Source organism: Rhizobium aureum (genome assembly GCF_030182495.1).
Taxonomy (GTDB): Bacteria; Pseudomonadota; Alphaproteobacteria; order Rhizobiales; family Rhizobiaceae; genus Rhizobium; species Rhizobium tropici_C.
This window is the reverse complement of the sequence record NZ_JAQJCI010000028.1, coordinates 1-20,586: the sequence shown is the minus strand read 5'-3', so window position 1 is coordinate 20,586 and position 20,586 is coordinate 1. Positions and strand designations below refer to the sequence as shown.

At 59.2% G+C, this 20,586-nt stretch carries 20 protein-coding genes, 1 pseudogene and 1 riboswitch; of the genes and pseudogenes, 14 read left to right on the top strand and 7 right to left on the bottom strand.

Annotated elements, in window-relative coordinates; all coding sequences use genetic code 11:
- The first annotated feature begins 18 nt into the window (after positions 1 to 18).
- Complete coding sequence (locus PH552_RS32040) at positions 19 to 1,962, top strand: glycoside hydrolase family 127 protein (protein ID WP_112342955.1); 1,944 nt, start codon at positions 19 to 21, stop codon at positions 1,960 to 1,962.
- A gap of 9 nt (positions 1,963 to 1,971) precedes the next feature.
- Positions 1,972 to 3,078: an ABC transporter ATP-binding protein gene (locus PH552_RS32035; protein WP_112342954.1), complete on the top strand. Its 1,107-nt coding sequence runs from the start codon at positions 1,972 to 1,974 to the stop codon at positions 3,076 to 3,078.
- A gap of 228 nt (positions 3,079 to 3,306) precedes the next feature.
- Here the strand turns inward: PH552_RS32035 and PH552_RS32030 are convergent, their stop codons facing one another.
- The 4 genes from PH552_RS32030 to PH552_RS32015 all read right to left on the bottom strand — a co-directional run bounded on the left by PH552_RS32030 (position 3,307) and on the right by PH552_RS32015 (position 7,691).
- A complete protein-coding gene (locus PH552_RS32030; RefSeq protein WP_112342953.1) occupies positions 3,307 to 4,260 on the bottom strand; it encodes a sugar-binding transcriptional regulator in 954 nt (317 codons plus the stop codon).
- 21 nt (positions 4,261 to 4,281) lie between these two features.
- On the bottom strand, positions 4,282 to 5,748 hold the full coding sequence (locus tag PH552_RS32025; RefSeq protein WP_112342952.1) for an FGGY family carbohydrate kinase: 1,467 nt from the start codon (positions 5,746 to 5,748) through the stop codon (positions 4,282 to 4,284).
- 177 nt (positions 5,749 to 5,925) lie between these two features.
- Positions 5,926 to 6,882 carry a transketolase family protein gene (locus PH552_RS32020; protein WP_112342951.1) on the bottom strand — a complete coding sequence of 319 codons (957 nt, stop codon included), beginning with the start codon at positions 6,880 to 6,882 and terminating at the stop codon, positions 5,926 to 5,928.
- Entirely contained in the window at positions 6,882 to 7,691 is an 810-nt protein-coding gene (locus tag PH552_RS32015) for a transketolase (RefSeq protein WP_112342950.1), read from the bottom strand. Before PH552_RS32015 ends, PH552_RS32020 begins: the two co-directional genes overlap by 1 nt.
- A gap of 223 nt (positions 7,692 to 7,914) precedes the next feature.
- On the opposite strand from PH552_RS32015, the gene PH552_RS32010 reads away from it, so the two are divergent.
- The 7 genes from PH552_RS32010 to ribB all read left to right on the top strand — a co-directional run bounded on the left by PH552_RS32010 (position 7,915) and on the right by ribB (position 14,844).
- Entirely contained in the window at positions 7,915 to 8,895 is a 981-nt protein-coding gene (locus PH552_RS32010) for an ABC transporter permease (RefSeq protein ID WP_112342949.1), read from the top strand.
- 115 nt (positions 8,896 to 9,010) lie between these two features.
- Positions 9,011 to 9,940 carry a sugar ABC transporter substrate-binding protein gene (locus tag PH552_RS32005; RefSeq protein ID WP_112342948.1) on the top strand — a complete coding sequence of 310 codons (930 nt, stop codon included), beginning with the start codon at positions 9,011 to 9,013 and terminating at the stop codon, positions 9,938 to 9,940.
- Positions 9,941 to 9,968: 28 nt separating this feature from the next.
- Complete coding sequence (locus PH552_RS32000; RefSeq protein WP_112342947.1) at positions 9,969 to 11,447, top strand: sugar ABC transporter ATP-binding protein; 1,479 nt, start codon at positions 9,969 to 9,971, stop codon at positions 11,445 to 11,447.
- A 20-nt stretch (positions 11,448 to 11,467) separates the two neighbouring features.
- A complete protein-coding gene (locus PH552_RS31995; protein ID WP_112342946.1) occupies positions 11,468 to 12,256 on the top strand; it encodes an SDR family oxidoreductase in 789 nt (262 codons plus the stop codon).
- A gap of 4 nt (positions 12,257 to 12,260) precedes the next feature.
- Complete coding sequence (gene tpiA, locus PH552_RS31990) at positions 12,261 to 12,998, top strand: triose-phosphate isomerase (protein ID WP_112343068.1); 738 nt, start codon at positions 12,261 to 12,263, stop codon at positions 12,996 to 12,998.
- Positions 12,999 to 13,075: 77 nt separating this feature from the next.
- Positions 13,076 to 13,858: a glucose 1-dehydrogenase gene (locus PH552_RS31985; protein WP_112342945.1), complete on the top strand. Its 783-nt coding sequence runs from the start codon at positions 13,076 to 13,078 to the stop codon at positions 13,856 to 13,858.
- Between the two features lie 100 nt (positions 13,859 to 13,958).
- Positions 13,959 to 14,105: riboswitch (FMN riboswitch) on the top strand.
- Between the two features lie 112 nt (positions 14,106 to 14,217).
- On the top strand, positions 14,218 to 14,844 hold the full coding sequence (gene ribB / locus PH552_RS31980) for a 3,4-dihydroxy-2-butanone-4-phosphate synthase (RefSeq protein WP_112343067.1): 627 nt from the start codon (positions 14,218 to 14,220) through the stop codon (positions 14,842 to 14,844).
- Between the two features lie 331 nt (positions 14,845 to 15,175).
- Here ribB and PH552_RS31975 read toward each other — a convergent pair whose 3' ends face one another.
- Positions 15,176 to 16,159, bottom strand: a complete 984-nt coding sequence (locus PH552_RS31975) for an NAD(P)H-quinone oxidoreductase (RefSeq protein ID WP_113251649.1) — start codon at positions 16,157 to 16,159, stop codon at positions 15,176 to 15,178.
- Positions 16,160 to 16,170: 11 nt separating this feature from the next.
- Entirely contained in the window at positions 16,171 to 16,707 is a 537-nt protein-coding gene (locus PH552_RS31970) for a hypothetical protein (protein ID WP_112340186.1), read from the bottom strand.
- Between the two features lie 125 nt (positions 16,708 to 16,832).
- Here PH552_RS31970 and PH552_RS31965 point away from each other — a divergent pair, with 125 nt between their 5' ends.
- The 5 genes from PH552_RS31965 to PH552_RS31945 all read left to right on the top strand — a co-directional run bounded on the left by PH552_RS31965 (position 16,833) and on the right by PH552_RS31945 (position 19,995).
- Complete coding sequence (locus PH552_RS31965) at positions 16,833 to 17,750, top strand: LysR family transcriptional regulator (RefSeq protein WP_112340187.1); 918 nt, start codon at positions 16,833 to 16,835, stop codon at positions 17,748 to 17,750.
- A 436-nt stretch (positions 17,751 to 18,186) separates the two neighbouring features.
- Complete coding sequence (locus tag PH552_RS31960) at positions 18,187 to 18,441, top strand: type II toxin-antitoxin system Phd/YefM family antitoxin (protein WP_112340188.1); 255 nt, start codon at positions 18,187 to 18,189, stop codon at positions 18,439 to 18,441.
- Entirely contained in the window at positions 18,441 to 18,866 is a 426-nt protein-coding gene (locus PH552_RS31955) for a type II toxin-antitoxin system VapC family toxin (RefSeq protein ID WP_112340189.1), read from the top strand. Before PH552_RS31960 ends, PH552_RS31955 begins: the two co-directional genes overlap by 1 nt.
- 338 nt (positions 18,867 to 19,204) lie before the next feature.
- The gene (locus PH552_RS31950) at positions 19,205 to 19,501 is read left to right on the top strand and encodes a type II toxin-antitoxin system TacA family antitoxin (protein WP_113251770.1); all 297 of its coding nucleotides are present in this window, start codon (positions 19,205 to 19,207) and stop codon (positions 19,499 to 19,501) included.
- Positions 19,498 to 19,995, top strand: coding sequence for a GNAT family N-acetyltransferase (locus PH552_RS31945; protein WP_113251771.1), 498 nt, complete (start codon positions 19,498 to 19,500; stop codon positions 19,993 to 19,995). The genes PH552_RS31950 and PH552_RS31945 overlap by 4 nt, the downstream gene beginning before the upstream one ends.
- A gap of 145 nt (positions 19,996 to 20,140) precedes the next feature.
- Here the strand turns inward: PH552_RS31945 and PH552_RS31940 are convergent.
- Positions 20,141 to 20,586: pseudogene (locus tag PH552_RS31940) on the bottom strand (bifunctional methylenetetrahydrofolate dehydrogenase/methenyltetrahydrofolate cyclohydrolase); the annotation flags it as partial.

The following is a 20,586-nucleotide window of genomic DNA, read 5'->3' as shown; positions in this document are numbered from 1 at the left end:
GCCGCCCAAGGAGTTCCCATGTCTTCGTCCTCCCTCAAGCAATCCAATCCGGCGCCGGAAACAGAGCGCTTTGTGCCCGTCGACCATTCCCGCGTCACCTTCGATGGCGGCTTCTGGAAGGGTTGGACGGAAACGGTGCGCGACGTCACCATTCCGACCCAACACAAGCGGCTCAAAGAGGAGGGCTTCCTTGAAGTCCTCGACTTCGACAAACCAGCCGGCCCTCTCGCCAGGCCAATCCAGCCGAGCGGGCTGTCTATGCAGCACTTCTTCGATTCCGATTTTGGAAAATGGATCGAGGCCGCAAGCTATACCTTGAGGGCGCATCCCAATCCTGACCTGGAAACCAAGATCGACGCCATCGTAGAAAAGCTCGAACAGGGCCAGATGGCGGACGGCTATCTGAACAGTTGGTTCATCCGCCGGGAGCCGGACAAGCGTTGGACGAACCTGCGCGACCTGCATGAGATGTATTCAATGGGTCACCTTCTGGAAGGCGCCGTCGCATACTTCGAAGCAACCGGCAAGCGCCGCTTCCTCGACGTGATGATCCGCGCTGTCGATCATATTATCGATACGTTTGGACGCGAGCCCGGCAAGCTGCGTGGCTATGATGCACATGAGGAGATCGAGCTTGCGCTCGTCAAGCTCTATCGCGTCACTAAGGACCCACGACATCTGAAGCTTGCCAGCTATTTCGTTGATGAAAGAGGACAGATGCCGTCCTATTATGATGAGGAGGCGATCAAGCGCGGTGAGCGTCCGGAAGACTACGTCTACCAGACCTACGCCTATAGCCAGGCGCATATGCCCGTGCGTCAGCAGGAACAGGTCGTCGGCCACGCCGTCCGCGCCATGTATCTGTTTTCGGCAATGTCGGACCTTGCCTACGAGAATAACGATCGGAGCCTGAAGGACGCCTGCGACAAGCTCTTCGACAATTTGACCGGAAGGCAGCTCTATGTCACCGGCGGTCTCGGCCCGTCTGCCTCGAACGAGGGATTCACCAGAGAATTCGACTTGCCGAATGAAACGGCCTATGCCGAGACCTGCGCTGCGGTCGCCCTTGGCTTCTGGAGCCATCGCATGGCCCAGACCGATCTCGACGGCAAGTTCACCGACAAGCTTGAAACGGTTCTTTTCAATGGCGCTCTTTCGGGCATCGCGCGGGACGGCGAGCACTATTTCTATGAGAATGTGCTTGAAAGTCATGGGCAGCACCGCCGCTGGAAATGGCATTATTGCCCGTGCTGCCCAACGAATATCGCCCGCTTCATCACCTCGCTCGGACAATATTTCTATTCCACGAAGCCGGGTGAGCTTGCCGTTCATCTCTATGGTGCGAACGTAGCGGAGCTTTCATTTGGCGAGCGCTTGCTGCGACTGCGCCAGGATACGAATTATCCATGGGACGGCGACATCAGGCTCCAGGTTTCGATCGACCAACCGACCAGTTTCATCATGCGCTTGAGAATTCCTTCCTGGTGCCGGGAGGCTTCGGTGTCAGTCAACAGCGAAGTGATCGCCTTGGACGCCTGCACTTTCAAAGGCTATGCGGCACTTGATCGGGAATGGCGCAATGGTGATGAAGTGCGTATCGCCCTGTCAATGCCGGTCGACCGCCTGTACGCCCATCCCGCGGTCTCTGAGAACGGCGGTCGTGTCGCCCTTAGACGCGGGCCAGTCGTCTACTGCGTTGAAGAGACTGATATTGGAAGCGAGCCTCAACGACTTCGTCTTCAAGCGTCCGCGGAGCTCAGTGTCCGGTACGACGCGGCACTGCTCGGTGGTGCTGCCGTCCTCGAGGGAACGGCGCTCGAGGCCGATACCGCGGATTGGGCCAATTCTCTTTACCGGATCTTGCCACCAGCGCTGAAGGCGAGGCCTTTCCGGGCAATCCCGTATCATCTCTGGGCCAATCGCGAGGCCGGCGCGATGGCGATCTGGCTGCAGGAAATATAGGAGCGCATCATGGCACGACTGGAGCTGAAAAACCTCGTCAAATCATACGGCATCTATGAAGCCGTTCGTGGTATCAACCTGGAAATCGAAGACAATGAATTCGTTGTCTTCGTCGGTCCGTCCGGCTGCGGCAAGTCGACGACACTGCGCATGATCGCAGGCCTGGAGCATATCACCTCCGGCGATATCGTCATCGGCGATCAGGTCGTGAACCGTCTTGGTCCCGGCAAGCGCGATATCGCCATGGTGTTCCAGAACTATGCGCTCTATCCGCATATGACCGTCAGGGAAAACATCTCCTTTTGCCTTGAGCAGCAGAAGCTCGCCAAGGGCGAGATCGACACCCGCATCCAGCGTGCGGCCGAGACGTTGCATATTCACGAACTCCTCGACCGCCGGCCAGGCCAGCTTTCAGGTGGACAGCGCCAGCGCGTCGCGATGGGTCGCGCCATCGTGCGCAATCCCAAGGTCTTTCTCTTCGACGAACCGCTCTCCAACCTCGATGCGAAATTGCGCGTTCAGATGCGCACGGAAATCAAACGCTTGCATCAGTTGCTGCCGACGACGACGGTCTATGTCACCCATGATCAGGTGGAAGCAATGACGATGGCTGATCGTGTCGTCGTGATGAATGGCGGCCTGATCGAGCAGGCGGGACCTCCGCAGGAACTCTATCATCGTCCGGTTAGCCAATTTGTTGCTGGTTTTATCGGTTCGCCAGCGATGAACTTCCTTCCGGCGCTATTGGCGTCGAGGGGCCGCGGACTTGTGGTCGTTCTGGAAGATGGTACTTCGCTGGCCGTTCCAGACGCGCGCGTCAACGAGTGCGCCCGCCATGCCGGGAAGTCGGTTGTGTTCGGCATAAGGCCGGAATCAATCTGCGATCGTCAGCAGCGCCCAGGTTTGGCAGACGTTGAGGCTAGGATTAATCTGGTCGAACCCCTTGGTCCGGAAACTATGGTTTATTTTTCCATCGGCGATGCCAATCTATGCGCCTGCATCGACCCGGAGAGCAAACCTAAACCACAGACGACGATGCCGCTGTCGTTCAACATGAACCAGATGCATTTGTTCGATGTGGAAACAGGAGCGGCTTTGTTGGTTGCAAAGGTATGACCAGGTGGTCGAACGCGTCGTCGATGCGGCATGCGTCGTGACAATTTTTGCAACGCGAGAATTGTGGCTCTTCTCTATTCGGCGTGTTGAAGTCAAGCGCTTTTGAGCTTTCGGCTTCTCGGTAGTTTGACGTCGCTCGCAGGCCCTCGCTTCTCCTCGGGATCGGCACGCGGGGGCCTCCCAGCATGGGATCAGTAGAATGAGATAGCCCAATCTGTCGGTCGTTGCCTAGAGTTCGATCAGGCGCTCGGCGCTGAATTTGTCCGTTATCAGCGTATCGATAACTCCGATCCTTAGGGCGCCGGCGATTGCTGCGGTCTTCTTCGCTCCGCCGGCAAGCGCGATGACCCGATCGACCCGTTCGAGATCTTCTAGCGGGAAGCCGATCACGCGCTCGTCGAGCGGCGTTTTGACAGGTTTGCCGTCCTTGTTGAAGAACCGCAGCGATATATCGCCGACTGCCCCTGCCTCGGCAAGATCGGCGAGCTCTCGCGACGAGAAGATATTGCCGGATCTTGCCAGCAGTTCCGATGGCTCGACGGCGCCGATACCGACGATGGCGAGGGTGATGCTGCCGAAAAGATCCATGGTCTCCCGTACGAACGGATCTGCTTGCATCAAAAGCTTGGCCTCGCGTGAGGTCGTAACACCTTGTACCGGAAGAAGCTTCGGCTCGGCGCCGGTCAGCCGTGCAAGGCGAGTGGTCAGCTGGGTGGCATGCGTCTGGACCGACGGGTCGCCCATCCCGCCAAGCGTCTGGACGACATATTTGGCCTGGGCGCTCTTCTGGGGATGGATGTTTTCCACCATCTTGAAAATGGTTTGGCTCCAGCTGGAGACGCCGATGATCTCGCCGGGTGCAAGTGTCACTTCCAGAAGATGAGCAGCAGCTTCGCCGATCCGCGCCATGATGGCGCCGTCGCGGTCCTCGGTGCATTCGACGACGATGGCTTCCGGAAGACCGTACTTCGCGCGCAAGGCTCCTTCGAGTTCGCTATAGGTGCCCACGGGCGGGATCACGCTCGTGCGCACGATGTCCTCCGCCTCGGCCCGCTTCAGCATTCGCGACACGGTTGCCTGCGACAGGCGAAGGTGCTGCGCGATGTCCGCCTGCCGCTTGCCCTCTATGTGGTACATCTGGGCAACTCTTGAGATGAGGCGGAGTTCGTTAAGGCGAGCCATCGTTGATCCCGGGGTGAATTTTTATTCACCTTTAACCGGAGTTGTGCGCAACGTCGAGCGGGCCAGCGCATCATTCCACCTGTTCAGAAGGGCTGGACCGTCGATGCTCTCCGGCTCGATGATCGTATTGTTTCTCGGAAGCGCCGCGATGGCATCGAGATCCGGCCACAGGCCGATCGAAAGGCCTGCAAGATAAGCCGCTCCGAGCGCCGATGCTTCCGGTGCCTCGCACTGGATGACAGCGTGCTTCACCAGGTTTGACACGCACTGCATGAGAAAGCGGTTCTGGCTAGGGCCGCCGTCGACATAAAGCGTGCCGAGATCACCACCGCTCTGTGCCCGCATCGCCGCAATCACGTCATGAACCTGGAAAGCGACCGAGTCGGTAACCGAGCGCGCCATCTGCGCGCGAGTTGTGCTGAAGTTGATCTGCGAGAAAAGGGCGCGGGCGTCGGAATTCCAGTAAGGTGCGCCCAAACCTACGAAAGCGGGCACGAAGCCCGGGCCATCGGGCTCGGCGGTTGCCGCTAGGTCTACAAGGGAGCCAACGTCCGGAAGACCCAGGATGCCGGCCATCCATGGCAGGCTCGCAGCGCATACGAGGATATTGCCTTCGAATGCGAAGGTCGGTTGTCCGGCGATGCGCCAGGCGACGGTCGTGGTGATGCCGTTGCGCGGCGCAATGAAGCGCGGAAGGGTGGTCATGACCGAAGACCCCGTTCCGAAGGTCGCCTTGCCATCGCCTGGCTTGAAGGCTCCGTGGCCAAACAAAGCCGCATGACTGTCCCCGACGGCCGATCTGATCGGCGTGCCGTCCGGAAGGCCGGGAAGGTCACGTGTGGTTCCGAAGTCCGAGGAGCTGTCGAGCACGTCCGGAAGGAGCCGGATATCGACCCCGAAAATCGCGCCCAGTTCTTCGCTCCAGGCTTGGGCCTCAAGGTCGAACAACTGGCTTCGCGCGGCGTTCGAGGCGTCGCAGACATGCTTGCGGCCACCGGTAAGACAATGAATAAGCCAGCTGTCAATCGTGCCGATGCGGACCTTTTTCCTATGCGCCACCCGATCGAGAAGCCATCGGAATTTCGGGCCGGGAAACATAGGATCAAGGGGGAGGCCGGTCAGCGCCTCGACGCGCTTGAAATGTCCATCGGCGATGAGACGCTCGCAGTCCGGCGCCGTGCGCCGGCATTGCCAGCTCAAGACCGGTCCGAGCGCCTTGCCCGTTTCGGCATCCCAAATGGTGACGGATTCTCGCTGGTTGGAGATCGCTATCGCTTCGATTGTCGCGCCAGGCGCGACTTGCAGGCATAGTGCGATCGCTTCACAGACGGATGCGTAAATCCGATCGGGATCCTGCTCGACCCAGCCGGGCTGCGGATAGGAGATGCCTACCGGAGCCGAGCCTCTGGCAATGATGTCTCCGTTCTCGGAGACCAGTACCGCCTTCGAATTGGTGGTTCCCTGGTCGATTGCCAGAATGGCCCGCATCATATCCTCCACCGGAGCATGGTGCCGAAAAGTCTGAGCGGCTTTCGGACGACATCATGGTCTACTTCTTTGATTTCAGAGCGGGTTCAGATTTTAGCTCGATTCGAGCTAAAATCATCCGGCTCTAATGACAGGGACGGGCGGCAATCCGCCTCGGTTCCAATGCGTGCTGTTCGTCTATTTGCGCTTGATAAGGGCTTGCGCCGCATCTGCAATAGCTGACGGAGCCATGCCGAATTCGTCGAGCAGGAATTCGGCCGAGCCGGTCGGCGCATAGATGCCGGGAACGCCGAGGCGCGCCATCGGGACCGGGGCATTGTCAACGACGACCTCAGCCACTGCCGATCCCAGCCCACCAAAGATCGAATGCTCTTCCGCCGTCACGATCGCGCCGGTTTCTTTCGCGGCCGCAATGATGGTATCCTCGTCGATCGGGCGAACCGTGGCGAGATTGAGCACCCTGGCCTTGATGCCGCGCTGCGCGAGAATATCTGCTGCTTTCATCATCCGATGGGTCAGCGTTCCGTTTGCGATGAGCGTGACATCGGAACCTTCACGCAGGAGATTGGCCTTTCCAAGTTCGAACTTGTGCCCTTCCGGCAGAAGGTCGGGCACGCCGACCCGCGACAGGCGCAGGAAGCACGGGCCATTGTAGTTTGCCGCCCATTCCACCGCAGCCGCCGTCTCGATGCGATCGCATGGCGCGATCACGGGAAGGTTGGGCAGAACGCGCGTCCAGGCGAAATCCTCGATGGAGTGATGGGTCGGGCCGAGCTCCCCATAGGCCATGCCGGAGGAAATACCGACGAGCTTGACGTTGGCATTCGAGTAGGAGATGTCGGCCTTGATCTGCTCTAACGATCTACCTGTGAGGAATGGCGAGGCGCCGCAGACATAGGGGAGGCGTCCGCCATTGGCGAGGCCCGCGCCGACGCCGACCATGTTTTGCTCGGCAATGCCGACATTGACCAGGCGGTCGGGAAACTTCGACTTGAAGCCGCCGAGCTTCGAAGAGCCGACCGAATCGTTGCAGACCGCGACGATCGTTTCGTTCTCGGCGGCAAGGCGTTCGAGCGTCGATGCGAAAGCGTCGCGGCAGTCATGGAGCTTGGGTGCATTCACGGGCGCGTTCATTAAAGTGCCTCCGACAATTCTGCCAATGCGACTTCGTACTGTTCCTTGTTCGGAACCTTGTGGTGCCAGTCGACGCGGTCCTGCATGAAAGAGATTCCGTGTCCCTTGTTGGTGTGGGCCACAATGCAGTGGGGACGATCGCTTCGGCGCTCGAGCGCCGGGACGACCTCATGCATGTTGTTGCCGTCGATTTCGCTGACGTCCCAGCCAAAGGCTTCGAGCTTCGGGCGAAGCGGCGCGATGTCGTTCGTATCCGAAAGTGCCGCTCCCTGCTGGAAACGGTTGTGGTCGACGATCAGGGTGAGGTTATCAAGCCGGAACTGCGCCGCGGCCATGATCGCCTCCCAGTTGGAGCCCTCCTGCATCTCGCCGTCGCCGGTGATCACGTAGGTATGGTAGCCGGCGCCCGATAGTTTCGCCGCCTTGGCCATGCCAACCGCAACCGGCAGGCCGTGCCCGAGAGGACCAGTATTGGTTTCGACGCCCGGCACCTTGTTGCAATTGGGGTGGCCATTGAGCCGCGAATGCGGCTTCAGGAACGTTGAAATCTCGTCTTCCGGAATGAAGCCGCGTTTCGCCAGAGTGACATAGAGCGCGCATGCAGTATGCCCCTTCGAAAGCACAAACCTGTCCCGATCGGGATGTTTCGGCTGATCCGGCCAGATACGCAGCACGCGGAAATACAGCGCGGTCAGGAGATCGATTACGGACATCTCGCCGCCGATATGTCCGGCCCCTGCCTCGTAGACTGCCTGGAGGTCTCGCAGACGTATCTGCCGAGCAACGCGTTCAAGTTCGGAAGGCTCCATCATTTCCTCTTGTGCATAAATATTCATCTGTTTATATTTTTGCACAGGAGGGTCGTTAGTCAAGCCCCCGTGGATGAGTTGTTGTCAAAACAGGCCGAAAAGACTCGGTTGACAGCGCCAAGGTGAGTTGGTAATGCATTTTCCAGCATGTGTGAATAAATATTCTAGTTTGAAAACCTAGCCGCCAGGCATGGCCGCTAGCCTCAGGTCTCTGGGAGGAATGATGGTGGCGATCAACGTCAGCGAAGAAAAGCGTCCGTCCGTGACATGGCTGAAAAAGCTCACCGGCGCTACCGGACCGCTTGTCGGATTGCTCGCTCTTTGCGTTTTCTTGAGCCTCAGCACCGATGCGTTTCTTTCGCTCCGCAACGGCCTCAACATTCTCGATCAGATCACTGTGCTTGGGATCATGGCCGTCGGCATGACCTTCGTCATCCTGATCGGCGGCATCGACCTTTCCGTCGGTTCGGTTCTTGCGCTGTCCATGATGGTCATGGGCTGGACGGCAAATATCGCCGGCCTGCCGCTTGTCGCAGGGATTGCCGTCGCGCTCGTCGCCTCCGCGGTCAGCGGGCTGATCGTCGGATTTCTCGTCACCCTCTTCAGGGTCCCGGCTTTTATCGCGACATTGGCGATGATGTCAGCCGCGCGCGGCGTCGCGAACATGATTACGGACGGGCAGCAGATCGTCGGATTTCCCGACTGGTTCATGATGCTCGCGATCGATCGCCATTTCGGCGTGCTGACGGCAACGGTCTTCCTGATGCTGGCGGTCGTCGCCGTGGCCTGGGTGTTCCTTCACTTCCGCTCGGAAGGTCGCATGCTTTATGCCGTGGGCGGCAATCCGGAAGTGGCTCGTCTTGCCGGCATCAATGTTCAGCTCGTGACGATTGCGGTCTATGTCGCAAGCGCAGTCCTTGCCGGTCTGGCCGGCATCGTGCTGGCGGCTCGTCTCGACTCCGTTCAGCCGTCCAGCGGCTTTGGATATGAGCTCGATACGATTGCGGCTGTCGTGATTGGCGGCACTTCGCTTTCCGGTGGATCGGGCGGTATCGGCGGCACGCTGATCGGCGTCCTGATCATCGGTGTCCTGCGCAATGGCCTCAATCTGCTCAACGTCTCGCCATTCCTGCAGCAGGTTATCATCGGCATCGTCATCGTGCTTGCGGTCGGTGCCGAGACGATCCGCAGGCGACGGGCCTGACATTCGGGTCCGCGTTCGGCGGATCCCAGCGATTTCCTCTCCGAGAGGTTTGGAGCGGATCATTTGCCCGAGGGGGAGGATATGCCCAAGGGTTCACAAAAAAGGAGGAAATGAAATGAAACTTGCGCGCATTCTTCTGGCCTCGGCCGCCGTGCTGGCGATGTCGTTGGGTTCTGTTCAGGCAAAAGACACCAAGAAGATCGGCCTTGCCGTCGCAAACCTGCAGGCAAACTTCTTCAACCAAATCAAGCAGTCCGTCGAGGATGAAGCCAAGAAGCGTGGCATTCAGGTCGTAACGGTGGATGCCAAGGGGGATGGTCCGACGCAGATCAACCAGATTCAGGATCTGCTCACCCAGAATATCGATGCCCTGATCTACATTCCGGCTGGTGCTGCGGCGGCGAGTATTCCCGTAAAGCTCGCTAAGAATGCCGGTATTCCCGTCGTCAACGTCGACCGCAATGCCGACGGCGCGCCTGGCGACACCTTCCTTGCAACGGATTCCGTCGCGTCGGCCAAGGCCGTTTGCGACTACATCCTCAAGCAGGCCGGCGGTAAGGGCAAGATGGTGATCATTCACGGTCAGAAGGGCACGACGCCTGAGGTCGACCGCAGCAAGGGTTGCGCTGAATCGCTAAAGGCAAATCCCGGCGTGAAGGTGGTTGCCGAGCAATATTCCAACATGTGGGCCCAGGACGAGGGCTTCCAGATCATGCAGAACATGCTGCAGGCAAATCCGGATGTATCGATCGTGTTTGCTCAGGCCGATGCACTTGCACTTGGCGCCGCACAGGCGATCAAGGTCGCAAACCCGTCCCAGAAGATCGTCGTTGGCGGCTTCGATGGCGATACGGCAGCTCTGGAAGCGCTCAGCAAGGGTGTCTTCGACGTCACTGCGACCCAGCAGACGCAGAAGATGGGCCGCGATGCGGTCGCCAATGCCGTCAAGCTCGTCGCCGGCGAGAAGGTGCCTGCGGTGCAATTGATGGACGCGACGCTGACGACCAAGGAAAACGTGGCCGGCTTCATCGCCAACCATCCGTAATGGTCCTGAAATCTTGAGGAGGTGCGCCGTGACCGAGCCCGTTCTTTCCCTGAGAGGCATATCCAAGCGCTATGGACCGCTTCAGGTGCTGAAGAATGTCAGCCTTGATATCTATCCAGGTGAGGTGGTCGCGCTTCTCGGCGAAAACGGGGCCGGCAAGTCGACCTTGTCGGGCATTATCGCCGGCTCGCGCGCACCCTCGGAGGGAACAATGACATGGCTGGGGCAGCCCTATGCCCCAGCCACTCCACGCGAGGCGATCGACAAGGGCCTCGTCCTGATCCATCAGGAACTGCAGCTCCTGCCGCATCTTTCGATCGCCGAAAATGTCTTCATCGGTCGATGGCCGATGAAGAACGGGGCTGTCGATCGCCCCCAGATGGTTCGGCGTGCGCAGGAACAACTTGCTCGCCTGAACCTGCATATTCCAGCGACGCGCAAGGTCGCGGGCCTGTCGACGGCCAATCAGCAGCTCATCGAAATCGCCAAGGCGCTGGCGCTCAATGCCAAGCTGCTGATCCTCGATGAACCAACCGCTGCACTTGGCGGGGCGGAGACCGAGGCCTTGTTCGAGCAGGTGAGGAAGCTCCGCTCGGAAGGTGTCGGTATCATCTACATCTCCCATCGCATGGAGGAGATCAAGCAGATCACCGATCGCATCGTCGTCCTGCGCGATGGCGAGCGCGTCCAGGAGTTCGCCGACAGTGCCACACCCGTTCGCACGATCGTCGAAAGCATGGTCGGCCGTTCGCTGGACCGGATGTTCCCGGCTCTTCCCGAACCGACGGATCGCCCTGTTCTGCAGGTCAGAGGACTGAGCTCGCCTGATGACTCCTTCCGAAACGTAACGTTCGATGTTCGCGCCGGCGAGATCCTCGGCATCGCCGGTCTTGTGGGTGCCGGTCGTACGGAGCTTGTTCGGGCCATTTCCGGTGCGGACCCGATCAGCGCCGGTTCGATCAAACTGGAGGGCGAAGAGCTCAAGCTTCGCGATCCGGCGGATGCGATCGCCAAGGGCATCGTCATGGTGCCCGAGGATCGTAAGGAGCAGGGCCTCGTCGTCGGCCATCGCATCAGCGAGAACATCATCTATGCCAATCTCGACAAGCTCGGTGGGCGTTGGATCACATCACGCATCAAGCGTGCTTTCGCCGAGAAGGCTGTGGCGAAGTTCGGCGTCAAAGGTCGGGCCGAGCAATATGCCTCGGACCTGTCAGGCGGCAACCAGCAGAAGGTCGTTATCGCAAAGTGGCTGATGCGCGATCCCAAAGTTGTCGTCCTCGATGAGCCGACCCGAGGCATCGATGTCGGCGCGCGCGCCAGCATCTACGACATCATCGTCAACCTCGCAAAGCAGGGGGTGGCCGTCATCGTCGTCAGCTCCGATCTCGAAGAGGTTCTCGGTGTATCAAACCGCATTCTCGTGCTCGCCCAGGGCAAGCAGGCAGGTATCTTGAACCGCGACGAGGCCAATGACGTCTCTGTCATGGAACTCGCGACAATCTAGACAAACAGAAAGGAAGAGCGGTGTCCGACATCACTCTGAATGCCCCGAAGCTTTTCGATCTTAGTGGACAGGTCGCGCTTGTGACCGGCGCTGGAAGCGGGATTGGGCAGCGCATCGCAATCGGCCTTGCGCAGTGCGGCGCCAACGTCGCGCTTCTGGACCGTCGATCCGACGATGGTCTAGCGAACACGGCTTCGCATATCGAAGCGGCCGGTCGCCATTCCATCCAGATCGCGGCTGATGTCACCAGCAAATCTTCTCTTGCGGATGCGATTGCCCGCACAGAGGCGGAGCTTGGCGCCTTGACGCTTGCCGTCAACGCCGCCGGTATCGCCAACGCCAACCCTGCGGAGGAGATGGAAGAGGACCAATACCAGACGCTGATGGACATCAACCTGAAGGGCGTCTTCCTGTCCTGCCAGGCAGAAGCGCGCGCCATGCTGAAAAATGGACGCGGATCGATCGTCAATATTGCCTCCATGTCCGGCGTCATTGTCAATCGCGGCCTGAGCCAGGCCCATTACAACGCCTCAAAAGCCGGTGTGATCCACATGTCGAAGTCGCTGGCGATGGAGTGGGTCGGTCGCGGCATCCGCGTCAACACCATCTCGCCGGGATATACGGCGACGCCGATGAACACGCGTCCGGAAATGGTTCACCAGACCAAACTTTTCGAAGAGCAGACGCCGATGCAGCGCATGGCAACGGTCGATGAGATGGTCGGCCCCGCCGTCTTCCTGCTTTCGAATGCCGCGAGCTTCGTAACGGGCGTCGATCTCCTCGTCGATGGTGGCTTCTGCTGCTGGTGATGTGATGAAGAAACTGATTGCCGGCAACTGGAAAATGAACGGTCTCGCTTCCTCCCTAGCTGAGATCGAGGCGCTGAAGGGAATTACGGGCGAGGCGGCATGTGACATCGTCGTCTGCCCGCCTCTCACGCTGGTCGAGAAAGCAGCCGAACGGGTGGGAGGGTCAAGGATTGCCATTGGGGCACAGGATTGCCACGCGCAGCCCTCAGGCGCCTATACCGGAGATGTTTCCGCCGAGATGCTCGCCGAAATCGGTGCTCGTTTCGTAATTCTGGGACATTCCGAGCGGCGCTCGGCCTATAGGGAGACGGATGCCGCAGTTGCGGCCAAGGCTATCGCGGTCCATCAGGCCGGGCTGACGAGCATCATTTGCGTCGGGGAGACACGTGCGGAACGGGACGAGGGCAGGGCGATCGAAGTGGTTTGTGCCCAGCTAGAAGCATCAATTCCCAACACCGCAACCAGTTCGAACACGGTGATCGCCTATGAACCTGTATGGGCGATCGGAACAGGACTGGTTCCGACTCTCGAGCAGATCGAGGAGATGCATTCGTCTATCCGCCAGGCGCTTGAAAAGCGGCTGGGAGAAAATGGGCTGGGTGTCAGAATCCTCTATGGCGGCTCGGTCAAGGCGTCGAATGCAAAGGCGATCTTCGGCGTTTCCAACGTCGATGGCGCTCTCGTCGGAGGCGCGTCGCTGAAGGCATCGGAGTTTGCCGGGATTATTACGGCGGCCGCTTGAAATCGCCAGCAACAGGCAGGGCGATCGGCCCCTTGAGCCGGCGCCTGGCGTGGCTGTCATCGCGAAAGGAATAGAGAATGCAACGCTTCGAAAACAAGACTGTCGTCATCACCGGCGCAAGCCGCGGCATCGGGGCCGCGATCGCCAGACGGTTCGCGCGCGAGGGCGCCAATCTCGTAGTCTCGGCCAATGAGGATTCCGTCCATACGGTCGCCGATGCGATCAGGGCTGACGGCGGAAAGGCGATTTCCTTCGTCGGTGACGTGACCGACAAGGCCAGTGTGAAGGGTCTCTACGAGGCGGCCGAGACAGCCTTCGGCGCCGTCGATGTTTCCATCCAGAATGCCGGCGTCATCACCATTGCCCGCATCGAGGACATGACCGAGGGCGAATGGGACAAGGTCATGGCGGTCAACACCAAGGGCGTCTTCCTCTGCGCCCAGGAGGCGATTGCCCGCATGCGCAAACATGGCCGCGGCGGCCGCATCATCAATACCGCTTCCGGCCAGGCGCGGGACGGCTTCATCTACACACCGCATTACGCGGCATCGAAGATGGGCGTGGTCGGCATCACCCAGAGCCTTGCAAAGGAGGTCGCGACAGACGGCATTACCGTGAACGCCTTTTGCCCCGGCATCATCGAAACCGACATGTGGGCCTATAACGACCAGGCTTGGGGCAAGCTCTTGGGCAATTACGGCCCCGGCGAACTCATGAAGGAATGGGTCGAGGGCATTCCGATGAAACGGGCCGGATCTGGAGAGGACGTCGCCGGTCTCGTCACTTTCCTTGCCAGCGACGATGCGGCCTATATCACCGGCCAGACGATCAATGTCGATGGCGGCTTGATCATGTCGTAGTTCGACAATGAGGAACGGTGCGTTCATTGGGCGGATCGGATTCTCGATGATTTGGCGATCAAAGCCTCTTGCGGAATGAGGCATTGATCCCTTATCTTTCAATTGTTCTCAGGGCGGGGTGTAATTCCCCACCGGCGGTATGGGGAGTTTCCTCGAGCCCGCGAGCGCCTTCCGAGCCCTCGGAAGGGTCAGCAGATCCGGTGAGATGCCGGAGCCGACGGTATAGTCCGGATGGAAGAGAGCAACGCAGGAGACGCCGCGTCGTGGCGGCGTTCACATGCTTGTTCGCCCAAGGGAAAATGGTGGCTTTGACCGGCCATGCACGCCGTTTCGAACGGCAACCCTTGAAAGGCAGGAAAATGGCAATTTCGAAAATTGAAGATGCGATCGCTGCGATTGCGCGGGGCGAGATCATCGTAGTTGTGGATGATCGCGACCGCGAAAACGAAGGCGATCTGGTGATTGCTGCGGAAGCGGTCACACCGCAGGCGATCGCCTTCATGATGAACCATGCCCGCGGTCTCATCTGCGTTCCGATGGAGGGTGAGAGGCTCGACGAACTCGACATTCCGTTGATGGTGCCGCGCAACACCGAAGTCCTCAAGACCGCCTTCACCGTTTCGGTCGACTACATCCCCGGAACGACCACCGGAATATCCGCCGCTGACAGAGCAGCAACCGTCCAAGCTCTCGTCAGGGATGGTGTACGCCCGGAGGAATTTGCCCGTCCTGGTCATATTTTCCCTCTTCGCGCCCATCCAAATGGCGTCTTGTCGCGTCCGGGGCACACGGAAGCAGCCGTGGATTTGGCTCGGATTGCAGGCCTTTCGCCGGCCGGCGTCATCTGCGAAGTAGCGAACGACGACGGCACGATGGCCCGACTTCCGGAACTCGAGATCTTTGCCGAACGTCACCATCTTCACTTGATCACCATCGAGGACCTGATCGCCTATCGATTGGCGAACATGCCTGAGAAAGCGGCCTGATCTGTCGGGGCGTTCCGCCAGCAGGCTGAGCGCCCATCGCCAAAGCGCAGGGAACGAATCTGAAAGACCGCGATGCCCAGGTATAATGTGCTTCAATCGTCATATTCCTGGAGGTTTACAGCGGGCTCCGATCCTTCAACCGAGTCCAAGGTGCACGCCGGTTCCATAAATCCGACTATGCCGGATTGGATGCCAAGCCATTGATAATATGGGATGTAGAGCGACAATCTGGCTGAGATCCGCGTCTCATCTTCGTTGTCGCGCTGCAATGGGATGCGACACGAAAACAGCGGTTCGATTCCTTATCAAGAGCTCACCCCTTCCCCGCCGTTCATCCCGCCTCAAGAACCACCTTCCCAAACCCACCACCTGCTTCCATGCGACGATGGGCATCTGCGGCTCTATCAAGTGGAAAGACTTCCCCGACGAGTGGTCGAAGCCGTCCGTCTCCGAACATCGGTAGCGCGTTCTCCGCAAAACGCCGAACCATTGCCCGCTTTTCCTCGATGGCGCGCGACTTCATAACCGTCCCGATCACCCTCAGGTGCTTGTAGAGCACTGTGTCGAGCGGAATGATCGCGTTGTCGTCCCGGCCCAGCAGCCCGACCTGCACAAGGCGCCCGCCTTCAGCAAGGCTGCGGATATTCCGGGCGAGATAGCTTCCGCCAACGAAGTCGATGACTACATCGGCGCCGCAGGATCCAGTCGCATCGATGATCTCCGCCTCGAAATCCTGCCGGTGGTAATCCCACACAGCCTCGGCGCCAAGAGAACGAACCTTGTCGATATTGCTGTCGGAGGCGGTTGCGAACACTCTGGCTCCCATCGCCACTGCAAGCTGGACCACTGCAGATCCGATCCCACCGGCGGCGGCATGGACGAGCACGCTCTCCTGTAGTCGTATCTGGCCGAGATGGCACAGAGCTTCGTAGGCGGTAACGAAGCTCTCCATGACAGCCGCCGCTTCTACATAGGACATAGCACCTGGTATGTGGATGGACAGGCCACTGTCTGCTCTGGCAACTTCCGCATAGGCTCCGCCGCCAACGATCGACATTACACGGTCGCCGACGGAAAACTTCGAGACGGCTTTGCCGACAGCGATGACCTCTCCGGCGACCTCGAGGCCGAGGATAGGGCTGTCTCCAAAGGCGCGCGAGCCGTAATGGCCTTCGCGCTGAAGGAGGTCAGCCCGATTGACGCCAGATGCCATGACCTTCACGAGGATGTCGGTCGACCGGAGCTCGGGATAGGGAACCTCGGCAAGCCGGAGCACATCCGGCCCACCAAAGTCGTCGAAGATGATCGCCTTCATTGGTCTTTTCCTTACCTGGCGAGAGCACGGCGTGCGATGCTTGCGGCGAAGAACGGCGTTTCGCGTCGATTGTGATCGCCACCGGCCGCCTGCCGGGCGGCGGCCGCGTCCTCGTAAGTGACGCCGTGCTCTTCCAAAAAGGTCATGAAGGCATCCGTCGGATGCGCGGTCACCCGATTGGTGTAACGCGTCCGGTTTTCGTCGATCTTCTCGGCGATCAGTTCCCAGACTACGTTGACCTGCGTGCGGCCGTTCGCTGTGAACACATCCGAGATGGAGTTCATGCGGCAATAGGCAGCCTCGGCAACCTCGGCGACATAGTGCTGGACGACCAGCCCGGAGCCGATCTGTTCGACGTTGATCGACATGCGGCGCCCATCATCCGTCCACGTGATGCCGGCTGCGATATGATCCGGCGCGCAGCAGCGCAGATATTCGGCTTCCGGCAGCGTGAAGAGCCAATCGGCGATATCGATCTTTTCGAAGGGGACATCGATCTCGGCCGAATATGCCGACTGCGAGAGAATTGTGTCGAGAACCTTGACCATGGGGGACTTCCTTCTGTTGAGTGATGGGCTAGACAAGCGCCCTGTTGACGAGAAGGAATGTGCTCCGGATGTTCTTTGGTGATAACGACCTCAATGCTCGAAACCGTTTTGCGCTGTAGGCAAAGATGAGAGATCCACGCTTTGCCGAACATCTGGCCGTGTATGTCGAGGTTGTTCGCTCCGGGAGCTTTTCAGCTGCGTCCCGTCGGCGTGCGGTAACCCCTTCGGCGATTGTTCGACAGATCGATGCACTCGAGCAGGATCTTGGCGTTCCACTGCTGGTTCGTTCCACCCGGGCCCTTTCCATGACCGATGCCGGCCGGCATCTCTATGACCGTGCCCAGCGTCTGCTCGATGACCTGGCCGACACTCATGCCGAAGTTGCCGCGTTCGACGGTGCTGTCGGTGGCACCCTGCGGATTGCCTGTTTCCCGACGTTCGGCAAACGATACGTCATTCCGATCCTGGGTCCGTTGATGTTCGAATATCCAGCTCTTAGGGTGGAACTCGATCTGACAGAGCGCCTCGCGGATCCCGTGGCCGAAAGACTCGATCTGGTCATCCGCATGGGGGAGCTTCAAGACAGCTCGCTGATCGCCACAAAGATCGCGCCTCTAACGCGGGTCTTGGCCGCAAGCCCGGTCTATCTCGAGCGCTTGGGGATGCCACAGTCATCAGAAGACCTGGGAAGGCACAGACTGCTCGACAAGCTTCACGGCAATGATCTGCTGGGCTGGTCGGATCTGCTGGGCAGCCCAGCCAGCGTTAAGGTCTGCGACTGCGTCGCCTTCCGCTCGGACGACTTCGAGGCATTGAACAGTGCAGCGATCGCTGGAATGGGGATCGCCCTTCTTCCGGCTTGGGTGTCAGGACCATCGATCAAGGCAGGCGAACTGATCCGCATTCCGCTGGACGACGAGGCGTGGAACGGCAAGCCTCCGGGCATCCACCTCCTGCGCGCGCTCCATGAGCCCTCGGCGAAGGTTCGAGTGTTCACGGAGAGGCTCAAGGCCTTTATCGGATCACCGCCCATCTGGTCATGACGCTGTTTGCAAACCCAAGCCCCTCAAAAGTTCGTAGTTTCAAACGCGGGTCGAGCTCGCTTTTTCTGTTGCACTGAAAGTTCGTATCCCTTCACATTAACGGACCCGATTTTGTTAACTGTGGGTGGATCTTTGAAAAGTGGCCCTACAGCCAAGTGCGGGACGACTGCTCTGCGCCTTTATTTCAGTCACTAAGCTCGGGTCGACATGATTTCAAAGCCTGCCGTCCCGACGACAGTGGCTTCGAAGGCTTTCCGCACTTGTGGGCGGTGCCGTCCCTGAACCTCTCAAATCTTACCCCGGTGATAATCAAAACGGTGGCCCCAAAACTCTGAGAGACGAGCCGTTGCACCGCTCCCCTTGCGTTTCCGGCTTCCGTGAATTAAATGTAGTTACGTAACCACAAATATCGAGATCACGAACTTTGGAGCTTACCATGACCGTCACCATGCTTTCAGGCCGTGAACTCAATCAGGATCTTGGGCGCGCGAAGCGGGCCGCACAGGAAGGACCTGTGATCATCACTGACAGGGGACGCCCCGCGCACGTCCTCTTGTCGTTCGATGAGTACAAGCGGCTTACCGGCAAAATGCGGACTCTCGGTGATATGCTGGCCGCGCCAGGTGGGGATGACGTTGATTTGCCGCTCCCGCAGCGTACTGAATATGCCAGGCCGGTTGACCTGTCCTGATGCTGTTGCTCGATACCAACGTCGTGTCCGAGCTCCGCAAGGTCGCGAGCGGCAAGGCCGACCCCAATGTCGTGGTCTGGAACGAAACAGTCGATCCGGCCGAATGCTTTATTTCATCCGTGGTTCTGCACGAGCTAGAGATTGGCGTCCGGCTGGTCGAACATAATGACGCAGTCGCAGGCAAGGTGCTGCGCGGCTGGCTGGAAAATATCGTCCTCACGGCATTTTCCGGCCGCATCCTGCCGCTGGACGAGGCGTCGGCCGTTCAGGCAGCGAAATGGCATGTTCCCGATCCCAAGCCGATCAATGACGCCTACATTGCTGCGGTAGCCTTCACCCGGCGCATGATACTGGTTACGCGAAACGTTAAGGATTTCGATGGCATGGGGGTGATGCTCATGAATCCGTGGGATATGCCCGCGTAACAGTTGAGATTCCAGACAAGGAGTATGTCGCGGCCCAAGGGCGTTGCATTGGCCGAAATGGGCGGATCAAAGTCAAGGTAGATGAGAATGGAAGCGTTTACGTCGGCGGTGCCAGAAAAACTGGTATCGACGGGACGCTAAATTATTGATCTACCTTGCATCTTAAGGCTGACGTTGAGCCGATCCAAATAGCATGATGTGCGGTTCTGATCCTTTCAAGAGCATAGATGAGCTAAATGCCGCGAATTAGAAATGCGCGGATCATGTAACAACAACATCTTTACTGATCTTGTAAAGATGTTGTCGTTACGCTATAAACGTGCAAACAGGAGTTTGCCATGCCGACCTCACACACGAGCAAAAGCACCGAAGCAAGCGTACCGCTGAATATGCGCATCAAGCCTGCGACCCGCAACTTGATCGATCGCGCCGCTGAGTTGCTTGGGAAGACGCGCACGGATTTCATGTTGGAAGCTTCCGAGCGCCGAGCCGAGGAAGTGCTGCTCGACCGCACTGTCTTCACGGTAAGCCCGGAGATCTATGCTGAATACCTTGTCCGGCTCGATGCACCCACGCAGTCCAATGAGCGTTTAGCACGCACCATGTCGACCAAAGCACCGTGGGATGAGGCGTGACCCTCAGCGCACCGGCGCCCCTGGCCGATCATCATGAACTGGCCGAGTTCAATTCCGGAGTCGTTGAACTGGACGATTGGCTGCGACGCCGCGCCCGTTCTAATCAAGCAAGCGGGGCATCGCGGACCTTCGTCGTGTGCGAGGAGAGCCGCGTCGTCGCCTATTATGCGCTCGCTTCCGGCGCCGTCAAGCAGCCGGAAGCCCCTGGCCGTTTTCGGCGTAATATGCCTGATCCAATTCCGGTCGCTGTGCTTGGTCGCCTCGCCATTGATCAATCCTACCAAGGGCGCGGTATCGGCAGGGCATTGGTGCGCGACGCGGGCCTGCGCCTGCTCAATGCCGCTGAAGTACTCGGCATCCGAGGCATGTTGGTTCATGCAATTTCAGATGACGCACGAGCTTTCTACGAGGCCGTCGGCTTCCTGTCGTCTCCGTCCGACCCCATGATGCTGATGGTCGGATTGCATGACCTCAAGAACGCGCTGAACCCTTAACCGGAACTCATCAGTAATTTCGGTTGAATGCATTCCATCTCGCTTGCAAGTCGCTGAACCTTCGGCAGAAGGGCCCGACCTCAAATGAGGGCCGCGAGTTCTAATCCCTTCAACTGCAATAAAGGCGTTTGAAGTCCAGTTGATCTCAGAACCTGGCTAGCGTCTTGCCGGCCTTTCGAAAAGCGGCGATCACGGTATTGGCCATCAGCATGGCGATCGTCATCGGCCCGACACCGCCTGGAACCGGCGTGATGGCGGCGGCGACTTCGGAGGCTTCACCATAGGCGACATCGCCCACCAGCCGGCTCTTGCCCTCGCCCCGCTCCGGGGCCGCGATCCGGTTGATGCCGACATCGATGACGGTGGCGCCGGGCTTGATCCAGTCGGCCTTGACCATCTCCGGACGGCCGACGGCCGCCACCAGAATATCGGCACCCCTCGCGACCGAAGCCAGATCCTTCGTGCGCGAATGCGCCGTCGTGACCGTCGCATTGGCAGAAAGCAGCAATTGCGCCATCGGCTTGCCGAACAGGTTGGAGCGGCCGATGACGACGGCATTGAGACCCGACAGGTCCTCGCCGTGGATCGAAC